This window comes from Nostoc sp. DedQUE08, assembly GCF_034530895.1.
GTDB lineage: Bacteria > Cyanobacteriota > Cyanobacteriia > Cyanobacteriales > Nostocaceae > Nostoc.
Genome location: NZ_JAVRCD010000024.1, coordinates 67,106 through 88,673, shown reverse-complemented (window position 1 = coordinate 88,673; position 21,568 = coordinate 67,106). Strand labels below are relative to the sequence as shown.

20 protein-coding genes are annotated in these 21,568 nt (G+C 42.0%); 9 read left to right on the top strand and 11 right to left on the bottom strand.

Features of this window, described 5'->3' with window-relative positions:
- Nucleotides 1–259: 259 nt before the first annotated feature.
- Nucleotides 260–583: a thioredoxin family protein gene (locus tag RMY64_RS17655; protein WP_099103723.1), complete on the top strand. Its 324-nt coding sequence runs from the start codon at nucleotides 260–262 to the stop codon at nucleotides 581–583.
- Here the strand turns inward: RMY64_RS17655 and RMY64_RS17650 are convergent.
- Together RMY64_RS17650 and RMY64_RS17645 are read right to left on the bottom strand one after the other, a co-directional pair.
- Nucleotides 570–803 (bottom strand): hypothetical protein, encoded by a 234-nt coding sequence (locus RMY64_RS17650; protein ID WP_289796246.1) that lies wholly within the window; start codon nucleotides 801–803, stop codon nucleotides 570–572. The two genes, RMY64_RS17655 and RMY64_RS17650, sit on opposite strands and share 14 nt — an antisense overlap.
- A gap of 140 nt (nucleotides 804–943) precedes the next feature.
- Nucleotides 944–2,794, bottom strand: coding sequence for a S8 family peptidase (locus RMY64_RS17645; RefSeq protein WP_322685076.1), 1,851 nt, complete (start codon nucleotides 2,792–2,794; stop codon nucleotides 944–946).
- A gap of 119 nt (nucleotides 2,795–2,913) precedes the next feature.
- On the opposite strand from RMY64_RS17645, the gene RMY64_RS17640 reads away from it, so the two are divergent.
- Nucleotides 2,914–3,342, top strand: a complete 429-nt coding sequence (locus RMY64_RS17640) for a hypothetical protein (protein ID WP_322673713.1) — start codon at nucleotides 2,914–2,916, stop codon at nucleotides 3,340–3,342.
- A gap of 276 nt (nucleotides 3,343–3,618) precedes the next feature.
- Here the strand turns inward: RMY64_RS17640 and RMY64_RS17635 are convergent, their stop codons facing one another.
- Both RMY64_RS17635 and RMY64_RS17630 read right to left on the bottom strand, forming a co-directional pair.
- The gene (locus RMY64_RS17635) at nucleotides 3,619–6,504 is read right to left on the bottom strand and encodes a choice-of-anchor D domain-containing protein (protein ID WP_322685077.1); all 2,886 of its coding nucleotides are present in this window, start codon (nucleotides 6,502–6,504) and stop codon (nucleotides 3,619–3,621) included.
- 231 nt (nucleotides 6,505–6,735) lie between these two features.
- A complete protein-coding gene (locus RMY64_RS17630; protein ID WP_322673715.1) occupies nucleotides 6,736–6,897 on the bottom strand; it encodes a hypothetical protein in 162 nt (53 codons plus the stop codon).
- 511 nt (nucleotides 6,898–7,408) lie between these two features.
- Between RMY64_RS17630 and thiD the strand changes: the two genes are divergently transcribed.
- The 3 genes from thiD to RMY64_RS17615 all read left to right on the top strand — a co-directional run bounded on the left by thiD (nucleotide 7,409) and on the right by RMY64_RS17615 (nucleotide 9,753).
- Nucleotides 7,409–8,242, top strand: coding sequence for a bifunctional hydroxymethylpyrimidine kinase/phosphomethylpyrimidine kinase (gene thiD / locus RMY64_RS17625; RefSeq protein ID WP_322673716.1), 834 nt, complete (start codon nucleotides 7,409–7,411; stop codon nucleotides 8,240–8,242).
- Between the two features lie 206 nt (nucleotides 8,243–8,448).
- Nucleotides 8,449–9,057 carry a hypothetical protein gene (locus RMY64_RS17620; protein WP_322700732.1) on the top strand — a complete coding sequence of 203 codons (609 nt, stop codon included), beginning with the start codon at nucleotides 8,449–8,451 and terminating at the stop codon, nucleotides 9,055–9,057.
- Nucleotides 9,058–9,414: 357 nt separating this feature from the next.
- Complete coding sequence (locus tag RMY64_RS17615) at nucleotides 9,415–9,753, top strand: P-II family nitrogen regulator (protein WP_012410794.1); 339 nt, start codon at nucleotides 9,415–9,417, stop codon at nucleotides 9,751–9,753.
- 118 nt (nucleotides 9,754–9,871) lie between these two features.
- On the opposite strand, the gene rdgB is transcribed toward RMY64_RS17615, so the two are convergent.
- From rdgB to RMY64_RS17590, 5 genes are all read right to left on the bottom strand, one after another.
- Nucleotides 9,872–10,453, bottom strand: coding sequence for an RdgB/HAM1 family non-canonical purine NTP pyrophosphatase (gene rdgB / locus RMY64_RS17610; RefSeq protein WP_322691350.1), 582 nt, complete (start codon nucleotides 10,451–10,453; stop codon nucleotides 9,872–9,874).
- 82 nt (nucleotides 10,454–10,535) lie between these two features.
- Nucleotides 10,536–11,972, bottom strand: a complete 1,437-nt coding sequence (locus tag RMY64_RS17605) for a phosphoglucomutase/phosphomannomutase family protein (RefSeq protein ID WP_322700731.1) — start codon at nucleotides 11,970–11,972, stop codon at nucleotides 10,536–10,538.
- A gap of 734 nt (nucleotides 11,973–12,706) precedes the next feature.
- On the bottom strand, nucleotides 12,707–12,997 hold the full coding sequence (locus RMY64_RS17600; RefSeq protein WP_322700730.1) for a hypothetical protein: 291 nt from the start codon (nucleotides 12,995–12,997) through the stop codon (nucleotides 12,707–12,709).
- Between the two features lie 153 nt (nucleotides 12,998–13,150).
- Nucleotides 13,151–14,923, bottom strand: a complete 1,773-nt coding sequence (locus RMY64_RS17595; protein ID WP_322700729.1) for a ShlB/FhaC/HecB family hemolysin secretion/activation protein — start codon at nucleotides 14,921–14,923, stop codon at nucleotides 13,151–13,153.
- Entirely contained in the window at nucleotides 14,913–15,419 is a 507-nt protein-coding gene (locus RMY64_RS17590) for a hypothetical protein (RefSeq protein WP_322700728.1), read from the bottom strand. The genes RMY64_RS17595 and RMY64_RS17590 overlap by 11 nt, the downstream gene beginning before the upstream one ends.
- Nucleotides 15,420–15,891: 472 nt before the next feature.
- Here RMY64_RS17590 and RMY64_RS17585 point away from each other — a divergent pair, with 472 nt between their 5' ends.
- From RMY64_RS17585 to bioF, 3 genes are all read left to right on the top strand, one after another.
- A complete protein-coding gene (locus RMY64_RS17585) occupies nucleotides 15,892–16,650 on the top strand; it encodes a sucrose-phosphate phosphatase (RefSeq protein ID WP_322700727.1) in 759 nt (252 codons plus the stop codon).
- Nucleotides 16,650–17,282, top strand: coding sequence for a Holliday junction branch migration protein RuvA (gene ruvA, locus RMY64_RS17580; RefSeq protein ID WP_099101282.1), 633 nt, complete (start codon nucleotides 16,650–16,652; stop codon nucleotides 17,280–17,282). Before RMY64_RS17585 ends, ruvA begins: the two co-directional genes overlap by 1 nt.
- Nucleotides 17,283–17,387: 105 nt before the next feature.
- The gene (gene bioF / locus RMY64_RS17575) at nucleotides 17,388–18,608 is read left to right on the top strand and encodes an 8-amino-7-oxononanoate synthase (RefSeq protein WP_322700726.1); all 1,221 of its coding nucleotides are present in this window, start codon (nucleotides 17,388–17,390) and stop codon (nucleotides 18,606–18,608) included.
- Nucleotides 18,609–18,831: 223 nt separating this feature from the next.
- On the opposite strand, the gene RMY64_RS17570 is transcribed toward bioF, so the two are convergent.
- Nucleotides 18,832–19,824 carry an NAD-dependent epimerase/dehydratase family protein gene (locus RMY64_RS17570; protein WP_322673723.1) on the bottom strand — a complete coding sequence of 331 codons (993 nt, stop codon included), beginning with the start codon at nucleotides 19,822–19,824 and terminating at the stop codon, nucleotides 18,832–18,834.
- A gap of 234 nt (nucleotides 19,825–20,058) precedes the next feature.
- Between RMY64_RS17570 and RMY64_RS17565 the strand changes: the two genes are divergently transcribed.
- On the top strand, nucleotides 20,059–20,775 hold the full coding sequence (locus RMY64_RS17565) for a molybdopterin-dependent oxidoreductase (protein WP_322673724.1): 717 nt from the start codon (nucleotides 20,059–20,061) through the stop codon (nucleotides 20,773–20,775).
- Nucleotides 20,776–20,788: 13 nt separating this feature from the next.
- On the opposite strand, the gene RMY64_RS17560 is transcribed toward RMY64_RS17565, so the two are convergent.
- Entirely contained in the window at nucleotides 20,789–21,556 is a 768-nt protein-coding gene (locus RMY64_RS17560; RefSeq protein WP_322700739.1) for a Uma2 family endonuclease, read from the bottom strand.
- Nucleotides 21,557–21,568: the final 12 nt, after the last annotated feature.

The window sequence follows — 21,568 nt, the reverse complement described above, 5'->3', positions numbered from 1 at the left end:
AATCCTGATCGTGAATAGATTTGAACTGATAAACACATCCAACTTGATATTTTGGCGTAGGTGTAGCCCATCGTAGACACGGCACTGGTTTGTTACCGATAACCCATTAATTTAAACTTGACAACTACTATTAAGGAAAAAGGATAAAAATACTAGATCGGGGTTTTAGCCTGAGATTGACACTAATGACCAGCTATATGGTAATATTTCATGGCATTATGCTAAAAAACTTTGTTTATAATCAAAGAGTAGCCAACCCATGAGTTTAGCTGTAATTAAGTTCTCTTCAGAAGAGTGCGGCATCTGCCACAAAATGTCTTTTTATGACAAAAAGGTGGCTGAAGAACTGGGTTTAGAGTTTATCGATGTAAAAATGCAAGATACGACTGCTTACCGCAAGTATCGCAAGATTTTATTGACTCAATATCCCGATAAATCAGAAATGGGATGGCCTACTTACATCCTCTGCAATTCTCCAGAGGGGGAATTTCAGATTGTTGGTGAAGTAAAAGGAGGTCATCCCAAAGGGGAGTTTAGAAGTCGTCTGCAAGAGGTTCTAAATTCCACAGCTAATCAGAACTAATTACCTCAAAAGATTTGACCTCTAAGGCAGGGCCAATCATGGCAGTTGTCATGATATCTTCACGCACCTGCCCTTTAACTTTTGCTTTTTGTCCGGCTTTGAGTAGGTCTTTGTCAGCCCCTCTGAGGATTTCGTAAGTAACGCCCTCTTCTGTAACTAACGCCCATGCGCCTGTACCAATATCACGACGTTCGACTGTACCTGTAAGTGTAATGCTCATAACAGTGCTGATTGCTGAGTGCTGAGTGCTGAGTGCTGAGTAAGGAGAGTAGGGAATTGGGAGTTAGGAATTAGGAGTTAGGAGTTAAAAAAATTGATTCTCCATGCGCTATGCCCAATGCCCCATTCCCTATTCCCCATTTATGCTATTTTCTCTTCGTTTTTCAATGCTAAACGAACAAGTCCATAACAGACTAGGGCATTAGCAATGAGGAAAAGACGTGCTAAGTTACCACTTCCTAATCCCCAAACTGTCGGCTCGAAAAACGCACTTGTAGTTAAGCACGCTGCTACACCTAAAGTTGAACCAATGGCAAACCATTTCCAACTAGGATGTCCCAGCAGCAATGCCATCAACACAATGGGAATCAGTACACTGGCAAATAGAGGATTTAATGCATCAGTTCCCTGGAGAGTATTACCTAATTCGGGAATTGAACTGCCCAAAACCCGGAAAGGCCATTGGGGAAGATCAAAAATATAGATTCCCTTGAGGAAGAATAACCCAGAACTGCCGGCGATTAGTCCACTGGATAAAGACCAACTCCAAGTGAAGGGGAAGTAAACGCGTAAAAACCAAGCCAGCAGATAGGAACCAACTACCATTAAAATCTTGGGTAACAGTGCTACCGCACCACCATCAATCCAAAAGCCGGGGTTAAGATAGCCGCTATCCCTTAACCACCGAAAGAAATCTGGAAAACTGATTTGTCCGCTAAAGGCTAGTTTGACTGCTGCTTCTGCATTGAGTTGTCCAGCGCCATAATAGTTCAAACCATCATCCTGAATAACTCGCGCCGACTGTTTGAGGACTTTTAAAACTTCATCTGGTTCTTTGATGCCAGCAGCTTTGATTAATGCCGCAACACCGGCAACGTGGGGAGAAGCCATGCTTGTACCTTGGAAGCCGAGAAATACGCCTTCGCCTTTTTCATCGATGGTTTCTTGGAGAATTTTACCAGCTTCACTACCACCAGGAGCAGAGATATCTACTCCTGCACCAAAGTTAGAATAGGGCGCTCTTTCGCCATCTGGGCCAATTGCCGAAACGCCGATGACGTAGGGATAGCGAGCTGGATAGCTTGCTCCATTGGCGTTTTCATTTCCGGCTGCGGCAATAATAACAACACCTTTTCGATGAGCATACTCGATCGCTTGTTTCATCAACTGGCTTTCACCGCCACCACCCAAGCTCATATTAATTACATCTGCGCCTTTATCAGCAGCAAATTTAATCGCTTCGGCAATATCGGCAACGGTACCACCGCCATAAGAACTGAGTACCTTCAGGGGCATCAGACTGGCTTCGTAGGCAATTCCAGCGACGCCATATTTATTATTTGTGGCTTGAGCAATAGTTCCGGCAACATGGGTACCGTGACCATTATCGTCTGTGGCTTCTTCTCGGTCGTTAACAAAATCATAGCCCTTGACGAATTTTGTCTCATACAAGTCGCGAACCTTGGTAATTCCAGTGTCAATAACTGCGACTGTGATGCCACTGCCTTTGGTTTGACTCCATGCGCCTTCAACACCGATTTTGTGCAAGTTCCATTGCTTGCTGTAATATTGGTCATTAGGGCCAGTTAATGAAGGACTTGCTTCTTCATCTTCTTGGGGTGTTAAAAATTCACCTAGCCAAGCGGTTTTACCTGGTTGTGGAATCTTGTTGTAGATATAGTTTGGTTCAATGAATTCTGTCGCTTGGGCAAACTGAGATTTTTTCAGTTCTTGGAGCCGTTGGCGATCGCCCTTGATAATATACACATTATCTTTTTTGGAAAACTTGTTGTCTAATTGGGGTGTAACGTTGTATTGTTTGGCGATCGCTTGCAAATCCTGTTCCACTACAAGTGATGGAATATCTTCCCGAAAATCAAGCAAAATCGTCTCAAACTCTCCTTTAGCTGCCAATCCCTGAAAATTCAGGAAACCAAATATGGCAGATCCCAGCCCAATGACAAACAAGCACCATAATATAAGTTTTCTCATATTAACTCATCACCGCTTTTTGCCAGTTTGCTCATACCATAACTTATCTCGACCCCTTGTTGGTAGATTTTGCACTTTTAGTTACAAGTTTCACTCAAAACTGAGGATTTTTTTAAACGATGGAACGTGGTCTTTTGTGGTTGCCGCTGTTAGTAATGTTTTTCTGGTTGGCTTGGCAAGGCTCGAAGGAGTATCAAAAAGTCGAAGCCTATCGCACTTGGGCAGAGCAATTTGAACGGGCTAAGTATGATATTTATGCTGTATTAGGTCAAAAAGAAAACAATATCACTTGGGGAAAACCTACGCCTCAAGGGCCGATTAAACTAGAAACATTCTCCTTGCTTGATATCAAACAAATCCAGGTTTTAGTAGATGAAAAATCAGTAGATGTAAACAATCCACCAGAGAAAGGTCGTTCCATAGAATTAGAATTTCTATTTTCCGAATCTGCTAATTCCGTGCGGGTTCCGTTTACAGAAATCCCTTTGGCAGCAGAATGGGGAAAGTTTTTGCAGGGGCTATTACAAGAGTTGCGATCGCAACCATAGCAGTAGTTATATTACAACTATAAGTTCCAAATAATACGGCTATTTCTGGTCAAAAAGTTAGATCGCTAGTGATGATATTATTCATGGACAACGACATTTTTATTGGAAAGATGTTTTTTGGAATGGCTTTTACTTGACTACCATTTATTAAACATCTCCATAAATTCAATAATTGTTAGGTGAAGGCTGGGAAAAGGGGAAAGGTTAAAGGAGTAAACATCTTTTCCCTTTCCCCCTTGCCCTTAAAAGAGTCAAGTTTCCTTGGCGAACTACTAGCTATGCTTGAATGATAAAGTCAGAAGCAGTAAGATTGGGCGCACCAGTAAGTTGTGCAAATTGACCACCACTGCCGAAACCAGCAGCGCTACCATTTTGATTGTATAGTAACTGCCCAGTCATCGAGTCGTAAACAATCACAGCATTGCTAAGTGCCCCTAAACTGGTGATTTGAAAATCACTGGCGTTACTAAAACCCGTTCCCGTAACAGAAGTAATAGCAGTAAAGGTAGTCTTATCGAGGACAATCTTATCACCTTGAGAGCGATTGAAGTCAGCGATGGTATCAATACCCACAACAGGGCTATAAAAGCTAGAATTGGTGTCGTAGAGGAAAGAGTCAGCACCTGTACCACCCACAAGAGTATCATTGCCTTGTCCACCAATGAGAAGATCGTTGCCAGTACCACCCCGCAGCAGATCGTCGCCACCGCTGCCATTGATGGTATCATTACCTCCTTGACCATTAATCACATCATTGGAACTGTAAAAACCGCTGATATTATTGTTCAAGTCATTGAGAAAGGTGACAGTGTTAGCGGTAGAAACATACGTTTGAGTAGAGTTGGCATTAATTACATCAAAGCTTTTGGTAACACTAGCCTCTCCGTCAAAGATGATATTGCCAATGGCAGGTCTTGTTGTCGATGCGGCTAAGTTGTCTAGGTTTTCTAACTTAAAGTTTTGCAGAGTGACTTTAGTATTAGCCACATTTCCAAAGCTGACTTCTAAATTGCTGCCATTTTGAGTTAATTGCAGATTTCTCGCAGTCAATTCATTCCCAATAAATTGCAAGGTGTCTATCTTGGCAACCACAGTAGCCGAAGGGTTTGAACTAGTACCTACACCACCAAAGTCAGTGATGCTGTAATTACCATCGCCTCGTCGGATAGTAAAGGTGTCATTGGAGTTAGTGCCATTGAGAACTTGAATTCCCTGGACAGGAGCGGGTCTGACTGTGCCACTAATGGCAAAGTCAAAGGAGCTTTCATCAATATCGTTGTTTTTTAAACTGAAGTTGCCACTATAGCTACCGGCTGTAGTGGGATTGAGTGCCACCGATATGGTGGTGGAAGCATTAACAGCCACACTCGTTGGAAGAGTTCCAACCAAACTAAATCCGTCGGGAAGTTTAAGATTACTTAGTTTGAGTGCGCCTGTACCGGTGTTCTTGATAGTAAAGGTTTTGGTTAAGGCATCACCAACAGTCGTTTCACCAAAGTTAATGGCAGTAGTGTCACCATCTGTAATGTCAACAGTGTTATTGAGAACTTGAATTTCTGGGGTATAAACTGTGCCACTAATGGCAAAGTCAAAGGGACTTTCATTAACGTCGTTGTTGTTTAAACTGAGGCTACCACTATATACGCCGGGTGCAGTGGGATTGAGTGCCACCGATATGGTGGTGGAAGCATTAACAGCCACACTCGTTGGAAGAGTTCCAACCAAACTAAATCCGTCGGGAAGTTTAAGATTACTTAGGTTGAGTGCAGCTATACCGGTGTTCTTGATAGTAAAGGTTTTAGTCAAGGGTTCACCAACAAGAGTCTCACCAAAGTTAATGGCAGTGTTGCCATCAATAATATTAAGTGTGCCATTGAGAACTTGAATTTCTGGGGTTTTGGTGGAGTTGCGGGGAGCTTCGTATGCACCAATATCAATGACTGTACTGCCATTCCCATCACCATCCTGAGGAGTCTTCTTGGTGATGCTATTGAAGGCATTGGAACCACCATCGATCGCAACACTTCCAGGTTTGAGTGCAAAATTCCCTTTGTCTGCATCAACGAATTGAGGATCTTGACCCAAAAGATTCTGTAACCCTGTAGTGTTTAAATTATCTGAAGCTTGGAATAGGTTCGAGTTATAAACAAGATTGCGATCGAAAATTACATTTGTGTCGTACTTAATTCTGTTAGCATATTGATTGTCGTTTGCATACAAAATGTTGTTGTAGGCACGTACATTTTCCGAGTAAGTAACACTAATCTCTCCAGAATCTGTAAGAACTTGGGCATTCTTGTAAGCTGTGTTGTTGATAACATCAACATTGGTAGCTTTGAAAACATTAATGCCTGCACCTCCATTGTTGTAAGTAATGTTATTTGCAATTAATGCTTTACCTGTATAGGGCACATTATCTTTGCTGATATCGGTAGTATCAAGCATAATCCCATGTCCCTCAGTAATTTTGTCAACGCCTCCATTTTTCCACGGAACTAAACTTTGGTTATCGTAGACAATGTTGTCTCGCAAAATCATTCTGTAGTCAGTGGTATTGTTATCAAAATTAAAACTGTTGAGAGAGGTTATTCCCTGATTGCCGTGAGGTGAATACCAAGCATTTCCAGACACAATGTTTTTCTCAACAGTTATATAGTCTGAATTACTGAATGCTATACCTCCACCTGGAAAGTTACGGATTGTGTTACCAGTGATGACAATATGATGGGGATTAGTACCACCTTCACCATCAACGTTTTTCCATGCATTAACAGCAATACCATTACTATTGGTCAAGGGGTTATTCAGGTTATTCTTCTCTTGCAAGGCATATTCGAGAGTGATGTTTTCCCGATTGCCTTTTATATTAAGTCCTTCAATCCGCACGTAGGATGAACTCAATATATTAATGCCACTTCCCGTTGTTGTTATCGTCGGCGTAGCCCCTGGATAAGCTTTTATTGTTGTCCAGTTATCTGGTGAGCCATTCAAGTTAAAAAGCGTAATCCCTTTCATTTGATAATTTCCATTCATCACATAGAGGGTGTCGCCTGCTTTCATCTCATATACGGCTCTACCCAAGCTGAGAAATGCAGATTCTTCGTCTAAGCCATTATTTCTATCACTGCCTGTTGCAGAAACGTAATATGTATTGCCAGCCATCTGTTTACTCCGAATATGTGTAAGGGAAATTGGTAGTACAATCTCAGCAACTTTCTTCAGTTGCTAAGTAGTTATTTGAATGAGCCATCTATCTGAACTGTTAAGGACAGTCACAGTTATCCGATCGCGACTTAAAATCGCGTCGATTATAGAAACACTGTTGTCAAACTGAAAAATTTTTCTCCTGTCAACCGTTAATGGTTAAATCAGGAATATCAATACCGTCAATCGTCAGAGTTTTGTTGAGATTAATTGGACGATTAGCGCGTAGATACTTCTACTCCAGACTTTATCTTTAGCCACTGCGTAGGCGTAGCCCATTGTAGACATAGCTGCTCTTTGTAAACCAGCTTTAGCATCTGTTTTTTTCAATAAAACGATCGTATTTGGCATAGTAATTCCTCTGAACTTTATGCGTTGTTTTAGGTCAAGAGGTTGCCAAATCTGCATGGTAAAATTCACCCTTAGCTGATAACTGGGGACTTAAAGTTAAAGCGATCGAAGTTAAATTGGTTGAAACTTTAGTTAGGTTGACCCTTTAACTTAAGGGGACTAATGTAACAACTTAGTTGAACCTGTTTTAAGCGGTGTAACTGAGCGTTGTGAACTTAGTTAAAACTAACCTTTACAAATAGCACTTGATATCAGTAAAACTCCTGAACATGGTAAGTTTTTTTACAACTAAATTCAAAAAATTATGGATATGTCTGCTGGAGTTCTATTAATTTCCAGAATGATATGAGCATAAAAAGCGCTTTGTGCAAGGATTTGATGAAGTTTCTCTAAATAATTCAGAACTCTCAAGTTAGATTGCGATCGCGCGCAGGAAGAAAAAGGATTTTAGCCTAGTTCATCAATCTTTGAGATAGTTTGTGATGACACCAACTTACTTAATCTTCATAATATGAACGCTGAAATAAACTCCAGAATACCTGTTGCTTTAACCATTGCTGGTTCAGATAGCGGTGGTGGTGCAGGAATTCAAGCTGATTTACGTACCTTTGCTTTTCACTGTGTCCACGGTACTAGTGCTATAACCTGCGTCACGGCACAAAACACTCTAGGAGTGAAGAGGGTCGATGCTATGCCAACAGAGGCTGTTGTGGCGCAAATTCAGGCAGTAGTTGAGGATATTGGCGTACAAGCTGCTAAAACTGGAATGTTGCTCAATCAGGAAATTATTTTTGCTGTTGCCCAGCAAGTAGAAGCTTTACAAATCAATAATTTAGTAGTCGATCCAGTAATGGTGTCACGCACGGGAGCACAATTGATTGATGATGATGCTGTAAAGACTTTATGCCATGCCTTGATTCCGAAAGCGGTTATGATCACGCCCAATCGCTATGAAGCCCAGATTTTGAGCGGTTTACAAATTAATTCTTTAGAGGATATGCAAGCTGCTGCGGAAATTATTTACAAGACTTTAAAGACAAAGGTTGTTTTAGTCAAAGGCGGAGGTATGCAGGGAGATTTACGTGGCGTTGATATTTGGTTTGATGGGGACAAGTTGGAAGTTTTGACTTGCCAGCAAGTAGAGACAAAAAATACCCACGGTACTGGTTGTACATTATCGGCTGCGATCGCTGCTAATCTAGCTAAAGGAAAAGATTTGTGGCAGGCAGTGCAACAGGCAAAGGAATATGTGACTACCGCACTCACTTACGCCCTAGATATTGGCGAAGGACAAGGCCCTGTGGGACACTTCTTCCCATTGTGGGGACTAGGGACTAGGGACTAGAGACTAGGGATTAGAGATTGGAGACTGGGCATTCGGGATAGGGACTAAAGAAAAGTTTTCTCAGTACCTCATCTTCAATGCCCAAATAAAAAATCTTTGCCCTTTCGGTATTTTTCTATTATTCTTGGGCATAGTTTCAGGGGTGACTATCTCTGTTAGCATCTCTGTACGATCTAATTACTTTGATTTTTAATACCAAGCCCCCGATGCGAACAACCATAGGTTCTGTTCACAGAAATTCGCCAACACCGACTACTCAAGCCTATCCTCCCTCTGTACCACTATCTGTATACAGGGAATTGTCAACAGAGTTGCAAGCAGCACAGGCGAGGCTAAATGCACTCACCACCCAAAATCAGCAACTAGTACAAGAAAATCAACTATTACGCCAAGAAATTACCAAAGTCGTTGAGTCTTTTTCTCGTTTGCAAAATTTTGTCGATTCCCATGCTACAGCTAATTATCCCCAAGCTAACCAAGCTTCTGGTGATGTTAAAAGTACTGCTAAACAGCCAGTAAAACAAGCGCGTTCACCTCAGCAGGTTTCTCGTTCGCGTCCATCTGTTGTGTCCAAACAACCAGCTAAAAAAAGCCGCCGCCAAGACTTTTCTGCACCTGTAATGGAAATGAACTTTCCGATATCAGAACCAATTTTTATAGAAGAGCAGCAAGTCAGTTATTATTCCACTACTGAGCCAGATGTCAAGGGACTCAATGGCTGGTGGTTAATTATTACCATCTTGTTAATCATGCTGACTGCCTTTAGTGCTGGATATTTTGTTGTGCGTCCCTTGTTTGAACATCAGAAACGTTAGTTGACATTCCCACAGTCAGCAGTAGCAGGCTTTTGGGCTAGTATGCAATTTGGCTGCGATCGCTCTCTAAATATCTGAACAAATCTGCTAAATGGTGGAAACAATCTATTTTTAGGTTATAAAAGCTACATAAAATGTTAAATTGACAGCAACTTCTTGATGTTAGAACCTCAAAGATTATCCAATTAATAAATCCTTGCCGCTTGTTATGTCATAAACCCTCAAGTAAAGCACCTACACTTTAAAAAAGTTGTAATTATTACATATTTTTTAGGAAAAGCACTGCTAGTTACAGCTTCGGACAGCGGATCTGGTTAGATATATAAACGAAGCTAGTAGAAGTCAGGAGTCAAGAAGATGAAAAAAGTCGAAGCTATTATCCGCCCATTTAAGCTAGATGAGGTGAAAATTGCTTTAGTTAACGCTGGTATTGTTGGCATGACTGTTTCTGAAGTCCGGGGGTTCGGACGGCAAAAAGGTCAAACTGAACGATATCGTGGTTCTGAGTACACCGTTGAGTTTCTCCAAAAACTCAAAGTGGAAATCGTCGTTGACGACAATCAAGTTGATATGGTGGTAGACAAAATTATTGCTGCTGCCCGCACTGGTGAAATCGGCGATGGTAAAATTTTCATCTCGCCTGTTGAGCAAGTGATTCGGATTCGCACTGGCGAAAAGAACACAGAAGCAGTTTAAAAAAGTTATGAGTTAAGAGTTATGAGTCAAGACTAATGAATGAAGATTTAGCAGAATTCATAACTTCTAACAGACGCGATTAATCGCGTCTCTACTCTTAACTTTTGTACAGACGCGATTAATCGCGTCTCTTAACTCTCTCTAATTGCGGAAGTAAAGCTGTAAAAGCCTTGCCTCGATGGCTAATTGACCTCTTCAACTCCCGTGTCATTTCAGCAAAAGTTAATTGCAACTCTTGCACATAAAAAATTGGATCGTAGCCGAAACCACTATCACCACGAGGCACGTGGAGAATTTCGCCGCGACAAATACCTTCAGATTGTAATACGATCGCACCATCAGGACGAGCGATCGCTACTGCACAAACAAATTGAGCTTGCCGATTTACCTCGTTGTCTAATTCTTTGAGTACCCTAGCAATGCGTTCTGAGTCGGTTTTGGCGTAACGTGCAGAATACACCCCTGGTGCGCCATTTAGGGCATCTACTTGCAAGCCTGAATCATCAGCAATTGCCCAGTTTCCTGTAGCTTTAGCAATTTGTGACGCTTTTAGACAAGCATTAGCGGCAAAAGTTTCGCCCGTCTCTTCAATTTCCAACTCTTCAGGTTTAAGGGTTAATTCCCAACCAGAATTTTCCAGGTAAGCTTGCATTTCCCGCAACTTACCTGGATTTCCTGTGGCTACTACAAGTAATGTCATAAAAAGTTATCAGTTAGGAGTTAGGAGTGATAAGTTATGAGTTATTAATTCTTAACTCCTAACTCTCAACTCCTCACTAATTTTACTCCGCCCACTGTTTCGCCCAAGCAAGAGTTTGATGCACTTGCTCAATTGTTGAGGCTTCGCAGTAGAGGCGTAAAACTGGCTCAGTCCCGCTAAAGCGAATCATTAACCAGCTTTTATCGGCTAGACGATACTTGTAGCCGTCAATTGTTTGGCAATCAATCACTGCTTTCCCTGCAATTTCCGTTAAGGGTTGGGTTTGCAGTTGTTGCAAAAGACGCGATCGCACTTCCATATTTGCTAAGGGCAAGTCAATGCGATCGTATGCTGAGATAAATCCTGTTTGTTTCTGCAAGTAGCGATAATATTCACCTAAATCCAAACCAGATTCGACAATCGCCTCTAGTACGTACAATGCTGACAGCAATGCATCGCGTTCGGGAATATGGCTGCCATAGCCAATTCCTCCCGATTCTTCACCGCCCAGCAACACTTTTGCTACTAACATTCTGTCAGCGATGTATTTATAACCAACTGCTGTTTCAAAGACTGACAGGTTATGTAGTGCTGCTACAAGGGGCATCAAGTCGGAACCACTAACAGTTTTAACTATTTCACCCTTAAAATCGCGCCGCAGGGTTAAATGGTCGATTAATATCGGGATTAATACTTGGGAGCTGAGGAAGTTGGCTTCTCCATCTACTGCTGCAATGCGATCGCAGTCTCCATCAAATACTAACCCCACTGTTAAACCCGATTTATCGGTTTCTCGGTGAGTCTTGATGACTTCAAATAGCTTTGAAAGGTATTTCGGCAATGGTTCCGGCGCACCGCCTCCAAAGAGGGGATCGCGATCGCTGTTGATTTCTTTGACTCGATCGCCTAGTAGTTTCGCCAATCCGCCAGCCGCCGCGCCATGCATAACATCGGCAAATAATGTCAGTTTGCCAGATGCGATCGCTTCTCGAAGTTTAGCGATATCAACTTTACCTTCTAGCGCTTGGGTATAACTGGGCCAGGGATCGAACTTCTCTTGCTTGCCTGGGGTAGCTGCTAGTGGTACTCCAACCGACAACTGCGCTTCTATCTCTTTTGTGACTTCTGGCGGTACCGACCCACCAAAATATCCTTTGACTTTTAACCCCAAATATGCGCCAGGATTATGGCTGGCTGTAATTACCAGCGCCCCCAAAGCATTGAGTTCTTTTGCTGCCCAACTATAAGCTGGAGTTGGGGCAAAGCTTTCGCTCAGTAGCACATCAAAGCCGATAGCAGAGACAGTATCGGCAACAGCACGAGCAAAGTCTTCGGCCATGAATCGGCGATCGTAACCGACAATTATTGTCCGGCTACCCACCGTAGAAAAATACGTATCATATAATACTTTTGCGGCAACTGGCGCGACCAGGGCTAGGCGTTCAAAGGTGAACTCGTCACCGATAACGCCCCGCCAGCCGTCTGTACCAAACTTGATTGAGTTAGTTACAACTGGCATCTAAGTATCCTAACTGTCTACTTGAGGATTCTAGCATTTATACAGTGTGCAGAGTAAAAAAAGAATCTAGTAAAAGTATGTACTAATAATATTCAACACAAAATTTATGATTAATTTTTTAAAATCTAGGGGTAGCTTGAACAGAGGAATAAAACCAAAGACTAAGCTCGACTTTATCCATTTTTGCCTACGGGTCATCACAAATGTAGGCGATCGCCACTCTCAAGAGGCGGAATGTCGGAGGGAGAATCAGTTGGAGTCGAATGTTGTGAAGAGGTGTTGACTACGAGCGCAGGCAGTAGAGGTGGTTAAATTGATTGTATCGTAGTGCATTAAGCCAAAGAGACGTAGTACTAAGTCTCTACATTGTTTTTTGGTGCTAAGTCTCATTCGACATCGCTCAAATTTAAACACTAGTTGTCAAAAATTGAGCGTTTGCAGCTAATGTTCTTCCATGTATAAGAAAGGTTTAAGTATTTGCAGCTAATGTATAATTATTTTTTGGAAAGGCTTAATACTTTCCAACAATTGCTCTTCCATATATAAGAAAGGTTTAAGTATTTGCAGCTAATGTATAATTATTTTTTGAAAAGGCTTAATACTTTGCAACAAATGTTCTTCCATGTATAAGAAAGGCTTAAGTCTTTGCAACAATCATTGTAATGGACTTATAAATTAATTTATTTCCTGAAATATAATAGATATCTTAAGAAGCTAGGGTGTATACACAAGTCCTAAAAAACTTGGTTTGATGAGGCTTGACTCGTTCCCAGGCGCAGCCTGGGAATGCATTCATTGAGTCTTTGACTCAATGTCTTGACTGGAGGCGGAGCCTCTAATAAGCTATTCCTATGCAGAGCATGGGAACGAGACAAAGACTGCATATTAGCGATCGCTCTTTCTACAACTGAGTTTAGCTGTGGGAAAAGATTTGTTGATTCAGTTAGGGCATTGTTGGGCTTGTCCTTGATTTGAGCATTTTTCAATTTTCGGCGCGGCAGGTGGGGCGGAAATTTTTCCTTCATAAGGTATTACCGCCTCAATACCGCAATCTTGGTTTTCTATCAGCAACGAAGCGGATTGGCTCTATGTATCATCGATATCCGAATCTGCTACCACAGGCGGCTTTTCTTCCTCTAACACGCTTGGGTTATTAGCCTAAATTTTAACTTTTGAAATCAAAATAAATTGTATTGTACAAAAAAATACAGACCATTTTCTTGCCATGTATTATTTGAAGTATCAACAGAAACTAAAGGAATACCCCACTCAACAGCAGCAGTAAAATTATTACCTTGTAACCACCGCAAACCCAAACCAACAGCAGCTAGAGTGTTAGTGTTAATACTATTTTCATTTCTATTAGACGAATTACTCCAAGTAGTACCAACATCAACAAAAGGAGTCACTTGTAGAACTCCCTTCCAGGAACGCACACGTAAAATTGGTAGTCGTAATTCAGCAGAAGCAAGAGCGCCATTATCTCCCAACAACAAATCTTGACGGAATCGCCGAACACTATTTACACCACCTAAACGAAATTTTTCAGAAGCTAAAAGTCTTGTGGAAGCTAGTTGCACATCGCTACGAATCAAAAGTAGGGTATCAGGAGCTAATAGGCGTACCCATTGTGCTTGGCCTCGCCAAGCGAAAAAACGGCTATCAGGAGGGGTATCATTGATTGTGGCATTGAATGCATCAATTCCCAAACTAAATTGAGAACGAGCGGCAATTACTTCTTGGCTATTACGGGAAATCCATTCTTGAAAGAATCGCAGGGCAGATACTCTAGTGCGTCCTTGTGCATCAACTCCTGGTGAGAGTAGAAAAAGGGGAAAACCATATTCTTCTAGAATAGAAGAGGAAATTTTACTTTCTATATGATAAGCAGTGATTCCAAGAGCGAATTCTTGGTTAGGAGTTTGGAGTAGTGGCTGGCGGAATGTGAGTTCGTAACGTTGGGGGGTTGATTCAATATCTAGGAAATTAAAAGGACGTTCAATAGTATTGGCTGGTCTATTGCCATAGCGGAAGGTGAGAGTGCCATTGTGGGGATTGAGAGGTAAGGTGTAATTGGCATCTATAGCATTACTGCCATCAGTATTGCTGTATACTAATGATATACTATCTCCAATTCCCAGTAGATTGGATTCTTTAACTTGCAGTTGGCGACGAAAGCTACCAGAATCAGGGGGAGGACGATTGTCCAGTACGATTTTTGTATTGAATGTATTTGCCTCAGTTACCTTGATGGCCAGTAAACTAGTATCGGTTCGTGAGCCAGTAAACAGTTCAGCAGACAAGCTTTTAATTAAAGGATTAAGCTGCAATAGTTGCAGGGACTGTAATAGGCGTTTTTGATTCAAAGGGGTGGATGCACCATTAGCTATACGACTGCGAATATAATTTGGGTTAAGTCGCCTAGTACCAGTGACTTGAATATCCTCTAATTTGCCTTCGATTACCTGGATTCGGACAACACCATCTGTGAAAGTTTGTTCAGGAATATAAGCTTCAGAAGTAATGTATCCCTTTTGATTGTATAATTCGGTAATTTTGGAACGAGCTTCTAATAATTGTGCAAAAGTAATCGATTTGTTGATAAAGTCCTTAAGTACTTCATTCAACTTTTTTTGGCTAAAAACCGTACTACCAACGACTTCAAACTGTTTAACAGTGAAAGTGTAGGGAATTTCAAGGAGTGGTTGCTCTAGTGTGGGTAGCCCTTGATATGGTTGGAGTAATTGGGATGGAGGGGGTAGTTGAGGTGCTGGAGACGGTGGTGTTAATTGTGTTTTAGTTGGTGGCTGGACATCCTGCACTCGCTCAAGTAACTTAAGCAAGGGAGAATTGTTTTGAGGTAACTGCGCTTTAGCAGGTGTAGTTGTGATGCTGTTAAACAACATCAGCAAACAAGACACGGCAAAATTATGAGTAACTTTAGTTACCATAACACTGCATAGGCTTTTGCCTGGAAGTATAAGGAGTAAGAATGGCTGGATTAGCACTAAGAACTATTTGTCCAAAGGCATTTAGCATCACTCCTCTAGCCTCAACAATACGTTTAGGAATGTAAATAGTTGGTTTAATCCTGACAGGTAGTAGGGAACGCTTTTTGTTACTGGGTTTAAGAGATACCAAATCTATTAGTATTACATCAGGGTCGAGAATATCTTTAGGATTGGATGGTAAACCGCCGCGTCCGAGAATAACAAACTTGCTTTGAGCAAAACCTCGACTGTAGCAGCTTGGCCCAAAAATAATTTCATTCGGGTTGAGAAAAAACAAGTTAGGAGAGCCATTGTCTTCAATCAAATCGTTGTCAATTCCGCTAATCAAGGGAAGTTGAGATTGAGCAAAAACACGCCCTTGCAAAGAAACAATAAACATACCCGTCAAAATCAAAGAACTATACCAAAACCGCCTATTTTGAGTTATTCCTGACATAACGCCCCTCAATTAATCAGTAATTTGACCGTGGGTAGTAGTGCATAGTAAAGATCAACTAAATAAGTGTCGTTTAATCAATACCTTCGCCAAAATAAAACGATGAAGAGAAAGGATTCTATTTTATTAACTCAGATTTTTGCCAATTAGATATTTATATCATGTCCGCCTAATTAGTTATAATTCCTGCATCTGTGCAAAAACCAGGAAAACCTCTTTCTCCCTGCCTCCTACACCCTGCCGTCTTAATGATAAGTCTTTAACCGGACACGATATTAGATCGTATTCATCCCGTTTCTATTGGCTTTGAATCCTCGTAAATTGGCAAAGGTATTGACCTTTTACTGACAATAATTCTAACTATCCTTAATCTTGAATTGAATATCTGACATATTTTGTTTTTAACAAACAAATCTCTTGCAAAAGCCCCTTCACGCGGTAGAATAACGAGATTTTGCAAGAGGTATTAATCATGAAACCATTTCTGTTTGTAACCGACTTAGATGACACCCTCGTATACCGCACTGTGGGCGATGACAGCGCTTTACCAGAACTAAATCAACTGTTGGAGAGACATCGCCAAGAATACGGCACTAAAATCGTTTATTCTACGGGGCGATCGCCTGTACTTTACAAAGAACTCCAAGCTCAAAAAAATCTTTTGCAACCCGATGCCCTCGTCCTATCTGTGGGTACAGAAATTTACCTTGATGGTACTGATACTCCAGACTCAGGTTGGTCAGAAATCCTTTCTCCCGGATGGGAACGGGAAACTGTATTATCTATTACAAAAAAATATCCTGAGTTAGTTCGGCAACCAGATTCAGAACAGCGTCCCTTCAAAGTGAGTTGTTTTTTAGAACAAGAAGTATCTGCGAATGTTCTACCACAACTTGAAGCTGAGTTGCAAAAAGCTAAATTAAATGTAAAGTTAATCTACAGTAGCGGAATAGACCTTGACATTGTACCCCTGACCAGCGATAAAGGTCAAGCAATGCAGTTTTTGCGCCAGAAGTGGAAATTTGCAGCAGAACAAACAGTTGTCTGTGGTGATTCGGGTAATGATATTGCTTTATTTGCTGTAGGCAACGAACGGGGAATCATTGTGGGGAATGCCCGAAAAGAGTTACTCCAATGGCACAATGAGCATCCCGCAGACTATCACTACCTGGCAAGAGGATTTTGTGCAGGTGGAATTATCGAAGGCTTAAATTATTTTGGTCTCTTGTAATGATTAGTTATTTAAAAGGTATAGTCGCTGGTATCCAAACAATTGGCGCTAATCGCGTGATTCTGACTCTGGAAGTGAATGGCTTGGGGTATGATTTGCAAGTTCCCCAACGCCTAGCAAACCAGTTACCAGAGTCGGGAGGAGTAACGCAAATTTTTACCCATTTGCAAATTCGTGAAGAAGTGCCCTTTCTTTATGGCTTTGCTTCCCCAGCCGAACGCGATTTATTTCGCCACTTGCTGACTGTCACAGGTATTGGTGCAGCCTTAGCGATCGCCCTCTTAGACACTCTGGAACTACCAGATTTAGTCCAAGCAATTATCGCTGGCAATACACAAATCCTCATTCAGGCTCCCGGTGTCGGTAAAAAAATCGCTGAACGCATCTGTTTGGAACTGAAAAGCAAATTAGTCGAGTGGCGCAAATCAGCCGGGTTCTTCGTCGCCACAGGCGGGCCAGCACCAGGAATTCTCGAAGAAGTGCAAATGACCCTCTTCGCCTTGGGATATACTGCCCATGAAGTCAGTCACGCCCTCCATGTAGTCAGCGAAGACATCGGACTACCCAAAGATGCCTATGTCGAAGACTGGATTAAACAAGCGATCGCTCATCTCAGTAGCGAACAAGTTTAGTTGTCATTTGTCATTGGTCATTTGTCATTTGTCATTTGTTATTAGTTATTCTCCCCCTGCCCCCTGCCCCCTGCCCAATGCCCCCTGCCCAATGCCCAATGCCCAATGCCCAATTCCCAATTCCCAATCCCCAGTCCCCAGTCCCCATTCCCCACCGATCCTTATGCTTGGCTAGAACAGTCGTTAGCAACAATTCATCGGGCGGACTGGTATCGCTCAGTACAACCGATCAGTGGTCGTCCGGGTGCAACGGTGGTTTTAGCTGGGCAAGAGGTAATTAATTTTGCCAGCAATGACTATTTGGGATTGGCTGGAGATGAACGGTTGATGGCGGCTGCAACTGCTGCGATCGCGGAATTTGGGACTGGTAGTACTGGTTCGAGATTACTCAGTGGGCATCGGGAGTTACACAGGGAGTTAGAAGAGGCGATCGCATCTACCAAACAAACAGAAGATGCCTTGGTGTTTAGTTCCGGGTATCTAGCAAATTTGGGTGCAATTACCGCTCTTGTGGGCAAGCGCGATTTAATATTTTCTGACCAGTACAATCATTCCAGTCTGAAAAATGGAGCGATTCTTAGCGGTGCAGCAGTGGTGGAATATCCACACTGCGATCTGGCAGTATTGAAAACTCAGTTGAGTCAACAGCGACAAAACTACCGACGCTGTTTGATTCTTACTGATAGCGTTTTCAGCATGGATGGCGATTTATGTCCGTTGCCTGCACTGTTGGATCTCGCTGATGAATTTAGCTGTATGCTGCTAGTCGATGAAGCTCATGCCACTGGAGTACTAGGAAAAACTGGCGCTGGGTGTGTAGAGCATTTTGGATGTACGGGAAAGCAATTAATTCAAGTTGGCACTTTGAGTAAAGCTTTAGGTAGTTTAGGCGGGTATGTAGCAGGAAGTAGCGCCCTAATTGACTTTTTGCAAAACCGCGCACCCAGTTGGATTTATACCACTGGGCTTTCACCTGCTGATACAGCCGCGGCTTTAGCAGCAATTAAAATAGTGCAACAAGAACCGCAACGCCGCGCCCAATTGTGGAGGAATATACATTACTTGAAAACTTTGCTGCAACAGTTACCTAACCTGAAATTGCTGCCTTCTGAATCACCCATATTATGTTTTCAATTGCCTAATGCTACAGATGCACTCAAAGCTGGAAAACAGCTAAGAGATGCTGGCATTTTTGCCCCAGCAATTCGTCCCCCCACAGTGCCCACAAGTCGAATCAGAATATCCGTGATGGCAACTCATGAAGTAGCACATATTGAAAAATTGGTAGCAGTGCTGAAGGATTGCAATATAATTCGTAATTCGTAATGACGCTCCTGCGTCGCTAACGCTGCGCTAACGTAATTCGTAATTACATACTTATTGATAAAGTCTTAAAACCTCCCATAATAGACTTCTTGGCATTTGTCGGGAAAGGGTAAAGGGTAAGGGGGAAAGGAATAACAATAGAGCGAGCAGCCATTCGTCGGTGACGTTGACGGATGGCTTTAATCAAGCTCATCGAACAATTGACTAGTTATTTACCCCTGATTTACTCTAAAAAATAAGTTCCTAACTCTTTTATTCTCTCTACCCAACCTTTCATCTCATCAGCCAGTTTATACTTCCATTGAAGTTGAAGTACTTCTCTAGTATGAGAATCATCAAATATAACTTTGTCTTTGTTTTCAAAGACTGGGGGAATAAATTCTACCTGAGCAGCTTGGGCAAACATTTTTGACACCTGGCTAATACTAAAATTTTCAGGTGCAGCAAGGTAGTGTCCTCCTTTGGAGCCAAATCGCGCTACCGCAATGTAGCAGTTTGCTAAATCTTCAACATGAATCCACGCCGTCATAAAATCTGGTGGAAATGGCTGATAGCCTTGGTATGGTTTCCCTGTAATGAACTGCTGAATTGCAAAATCCCAGAAACTGCCACGAGTTGGTGCTGAACCATATACTGATGAAGGATAGACAATCGAGGCGTTACCTCCATTGCTGATATATTCTTCTACTAGCACATCTTTCAACACATTTACACCTGATAGTAAGTCAAAACATACTAAATATTCGGGTCGTGTATAACCTTTTGGCGGAGGTATTTCTGTTATTCGTCCTCCATTGGCGGTAATCAAAGAGAAATTTCCACTGGTTGTAATTACATGAATATCTGGCGAAACTGCACTAGTACCGTATAAAGCGGCTTCTAATGCTATACGGTCTAAAGCGAATTGAGCTTCTTGGGTTGATTCTGGAGGCATGTGCCACGCTACATTAATTACTGTTGTAATATCATGCTTGCGAATTGCTTGTGCAACATCATTGCTGGAAATGTCTACCTCTTGAGAGCGGATTATTTCTTTGCAAAAAGGCTTTATACCCTCAATATCACTACTCGGACGTACAAGTGCCAATACGGCAAAATCTTGTGTCTGAGAAAACTTTTGACACAGCGCTCCGCCAATATACCCGGCTGCACCTATAATCAAGACATTTTTAACAGAAAAGCTTTTTTCGGATGAAAATTCTTTGTTGTCTGACATATTTGAAAGTTGTAGCTAATTAGGGTTTTTTATATTTTTAAAATAGCGCTTAAGACAAATTAAATATCCGTTATCAGTAGAAAATAAATGCGTGGGGATTTTTATGTGTGTAACTAACTTACAATCTTTAGGTTGGCGATCGCAAGGCAGATAAATGCGAAATATTGACTTTTACCTTTGCTTTAACCCTTGAATTAGTCAAATTAGTAAAATCTATGTTTCTGTAGAGGTTTTATGAGTCTGATTCTTCCCAAACGTACCCTATCCCGTCGTCGGTTACTGCAAGTATCTGGACTTTCAGGGGTAGGCTTTCTTCTTGGTGGCTGTGGAACAAATTTGTTCTCAGATAATCTGCGGCAAATATCTGAGCCACTAAACCAAAGTCTTGAAGCACTTCTGCTAACTCAAAAACCTATACCTGAATTTCCTGTCAGTGCCATAGAAGCCGATAAATTGCTGGTAAATACCTTTGACTTTACCCCGCAAATCGATCCGGCACAGTTTCGCTTAATAATTGATGGTGAGGTCAATAATGCGATGCAATTGAGTATGGCAGATATTCAAAAACTACCCTTGACTTCAATGGTAATTCGCCATGTCTGTGTTGAAGGCTGGGCTGCGATCGTTCAATGGGGAGGTGTGCGATTACGAGATTTAGTAGCGCTAGTACAGCCTAAGTCAAACGTCCGTTATGTCTACTTCAAATCTGCCGATGGCTACTATGAAAGCTGGGATCTTGCTTCTGCCATACATCCCCAAACTCTCATGGCTTATCAAAAGAATGGACAACCCTTATCAGTTGATAATGGTGCGCCGATGCGCCTAGCATCCCCAATTAAACTAGGCTACAAGCAAAGCAAATGGGTAACTCAAATTACATTCGTCAGCAATTTATTACCTACTAAAGGTTATTGGGAAGATCGAGGCTATGAGTGGTTTGCAGGGCTATAAAACAGGCAAAAAGCTAATCTAAATCGGGTTCAACACCTAGCGATCGCAATTGTGCAATCAACCGTTCAGCCCGTTGACTTTGCTGTTCAGCCCGTTGACTTTCTTGTTCAGCCCTTTGACTTTCTTGTTCTATAGAAGTCAATACCCAGCAGCCTGTCCAATCATACCACCGTAACCAAGGCTGTTCTACATCTTGATAGCGTCCCTGCCAAACACCCAAGCCTACTTCTAGTTCTGGTATCCAGAAGCGCGACTCTGACAGTGCGATTTCAGCATAACGACCACCGTCTAACTTAAATACCCTTAACTCATATTTGTAGCGATCGAATACTATATAATAAGGCACACGCAAAATCTGCTCATATACTTCCCACTTTGCTGGTGGTTGCTTGATATCCCGCAATGTTTGCCCTAAGTCTTCCTTTTCAGTACCTGGAGACAGCAATTCAACCACAATAAAAGGCTGAACTCCCTCTTGCCAAACGACATAACTTAAACGTAAATCTCGTTGTTCATAGAGGCGGGAAACACCTAAAACGGCAAACCAATCTGGTCGCTTATACCATAGTGGACGGCGCGGATCGTAATAAAGATTCAGATCGCTAGCAACAAATATCTCGTCGCTTGGATAATTTGGTGGACGAAAGGTTTCGTCTAACAGACGAGGTTGCAATAAATGAAACTGATCGGGCAAACCAGGCTCCTCTGGGTCTTCACTAGGAAGATCGTACATGGTTGGCAATACATCTTTTGGCGATCGCGGCGGGTCAGTTTGATACATCATAAAGCAATC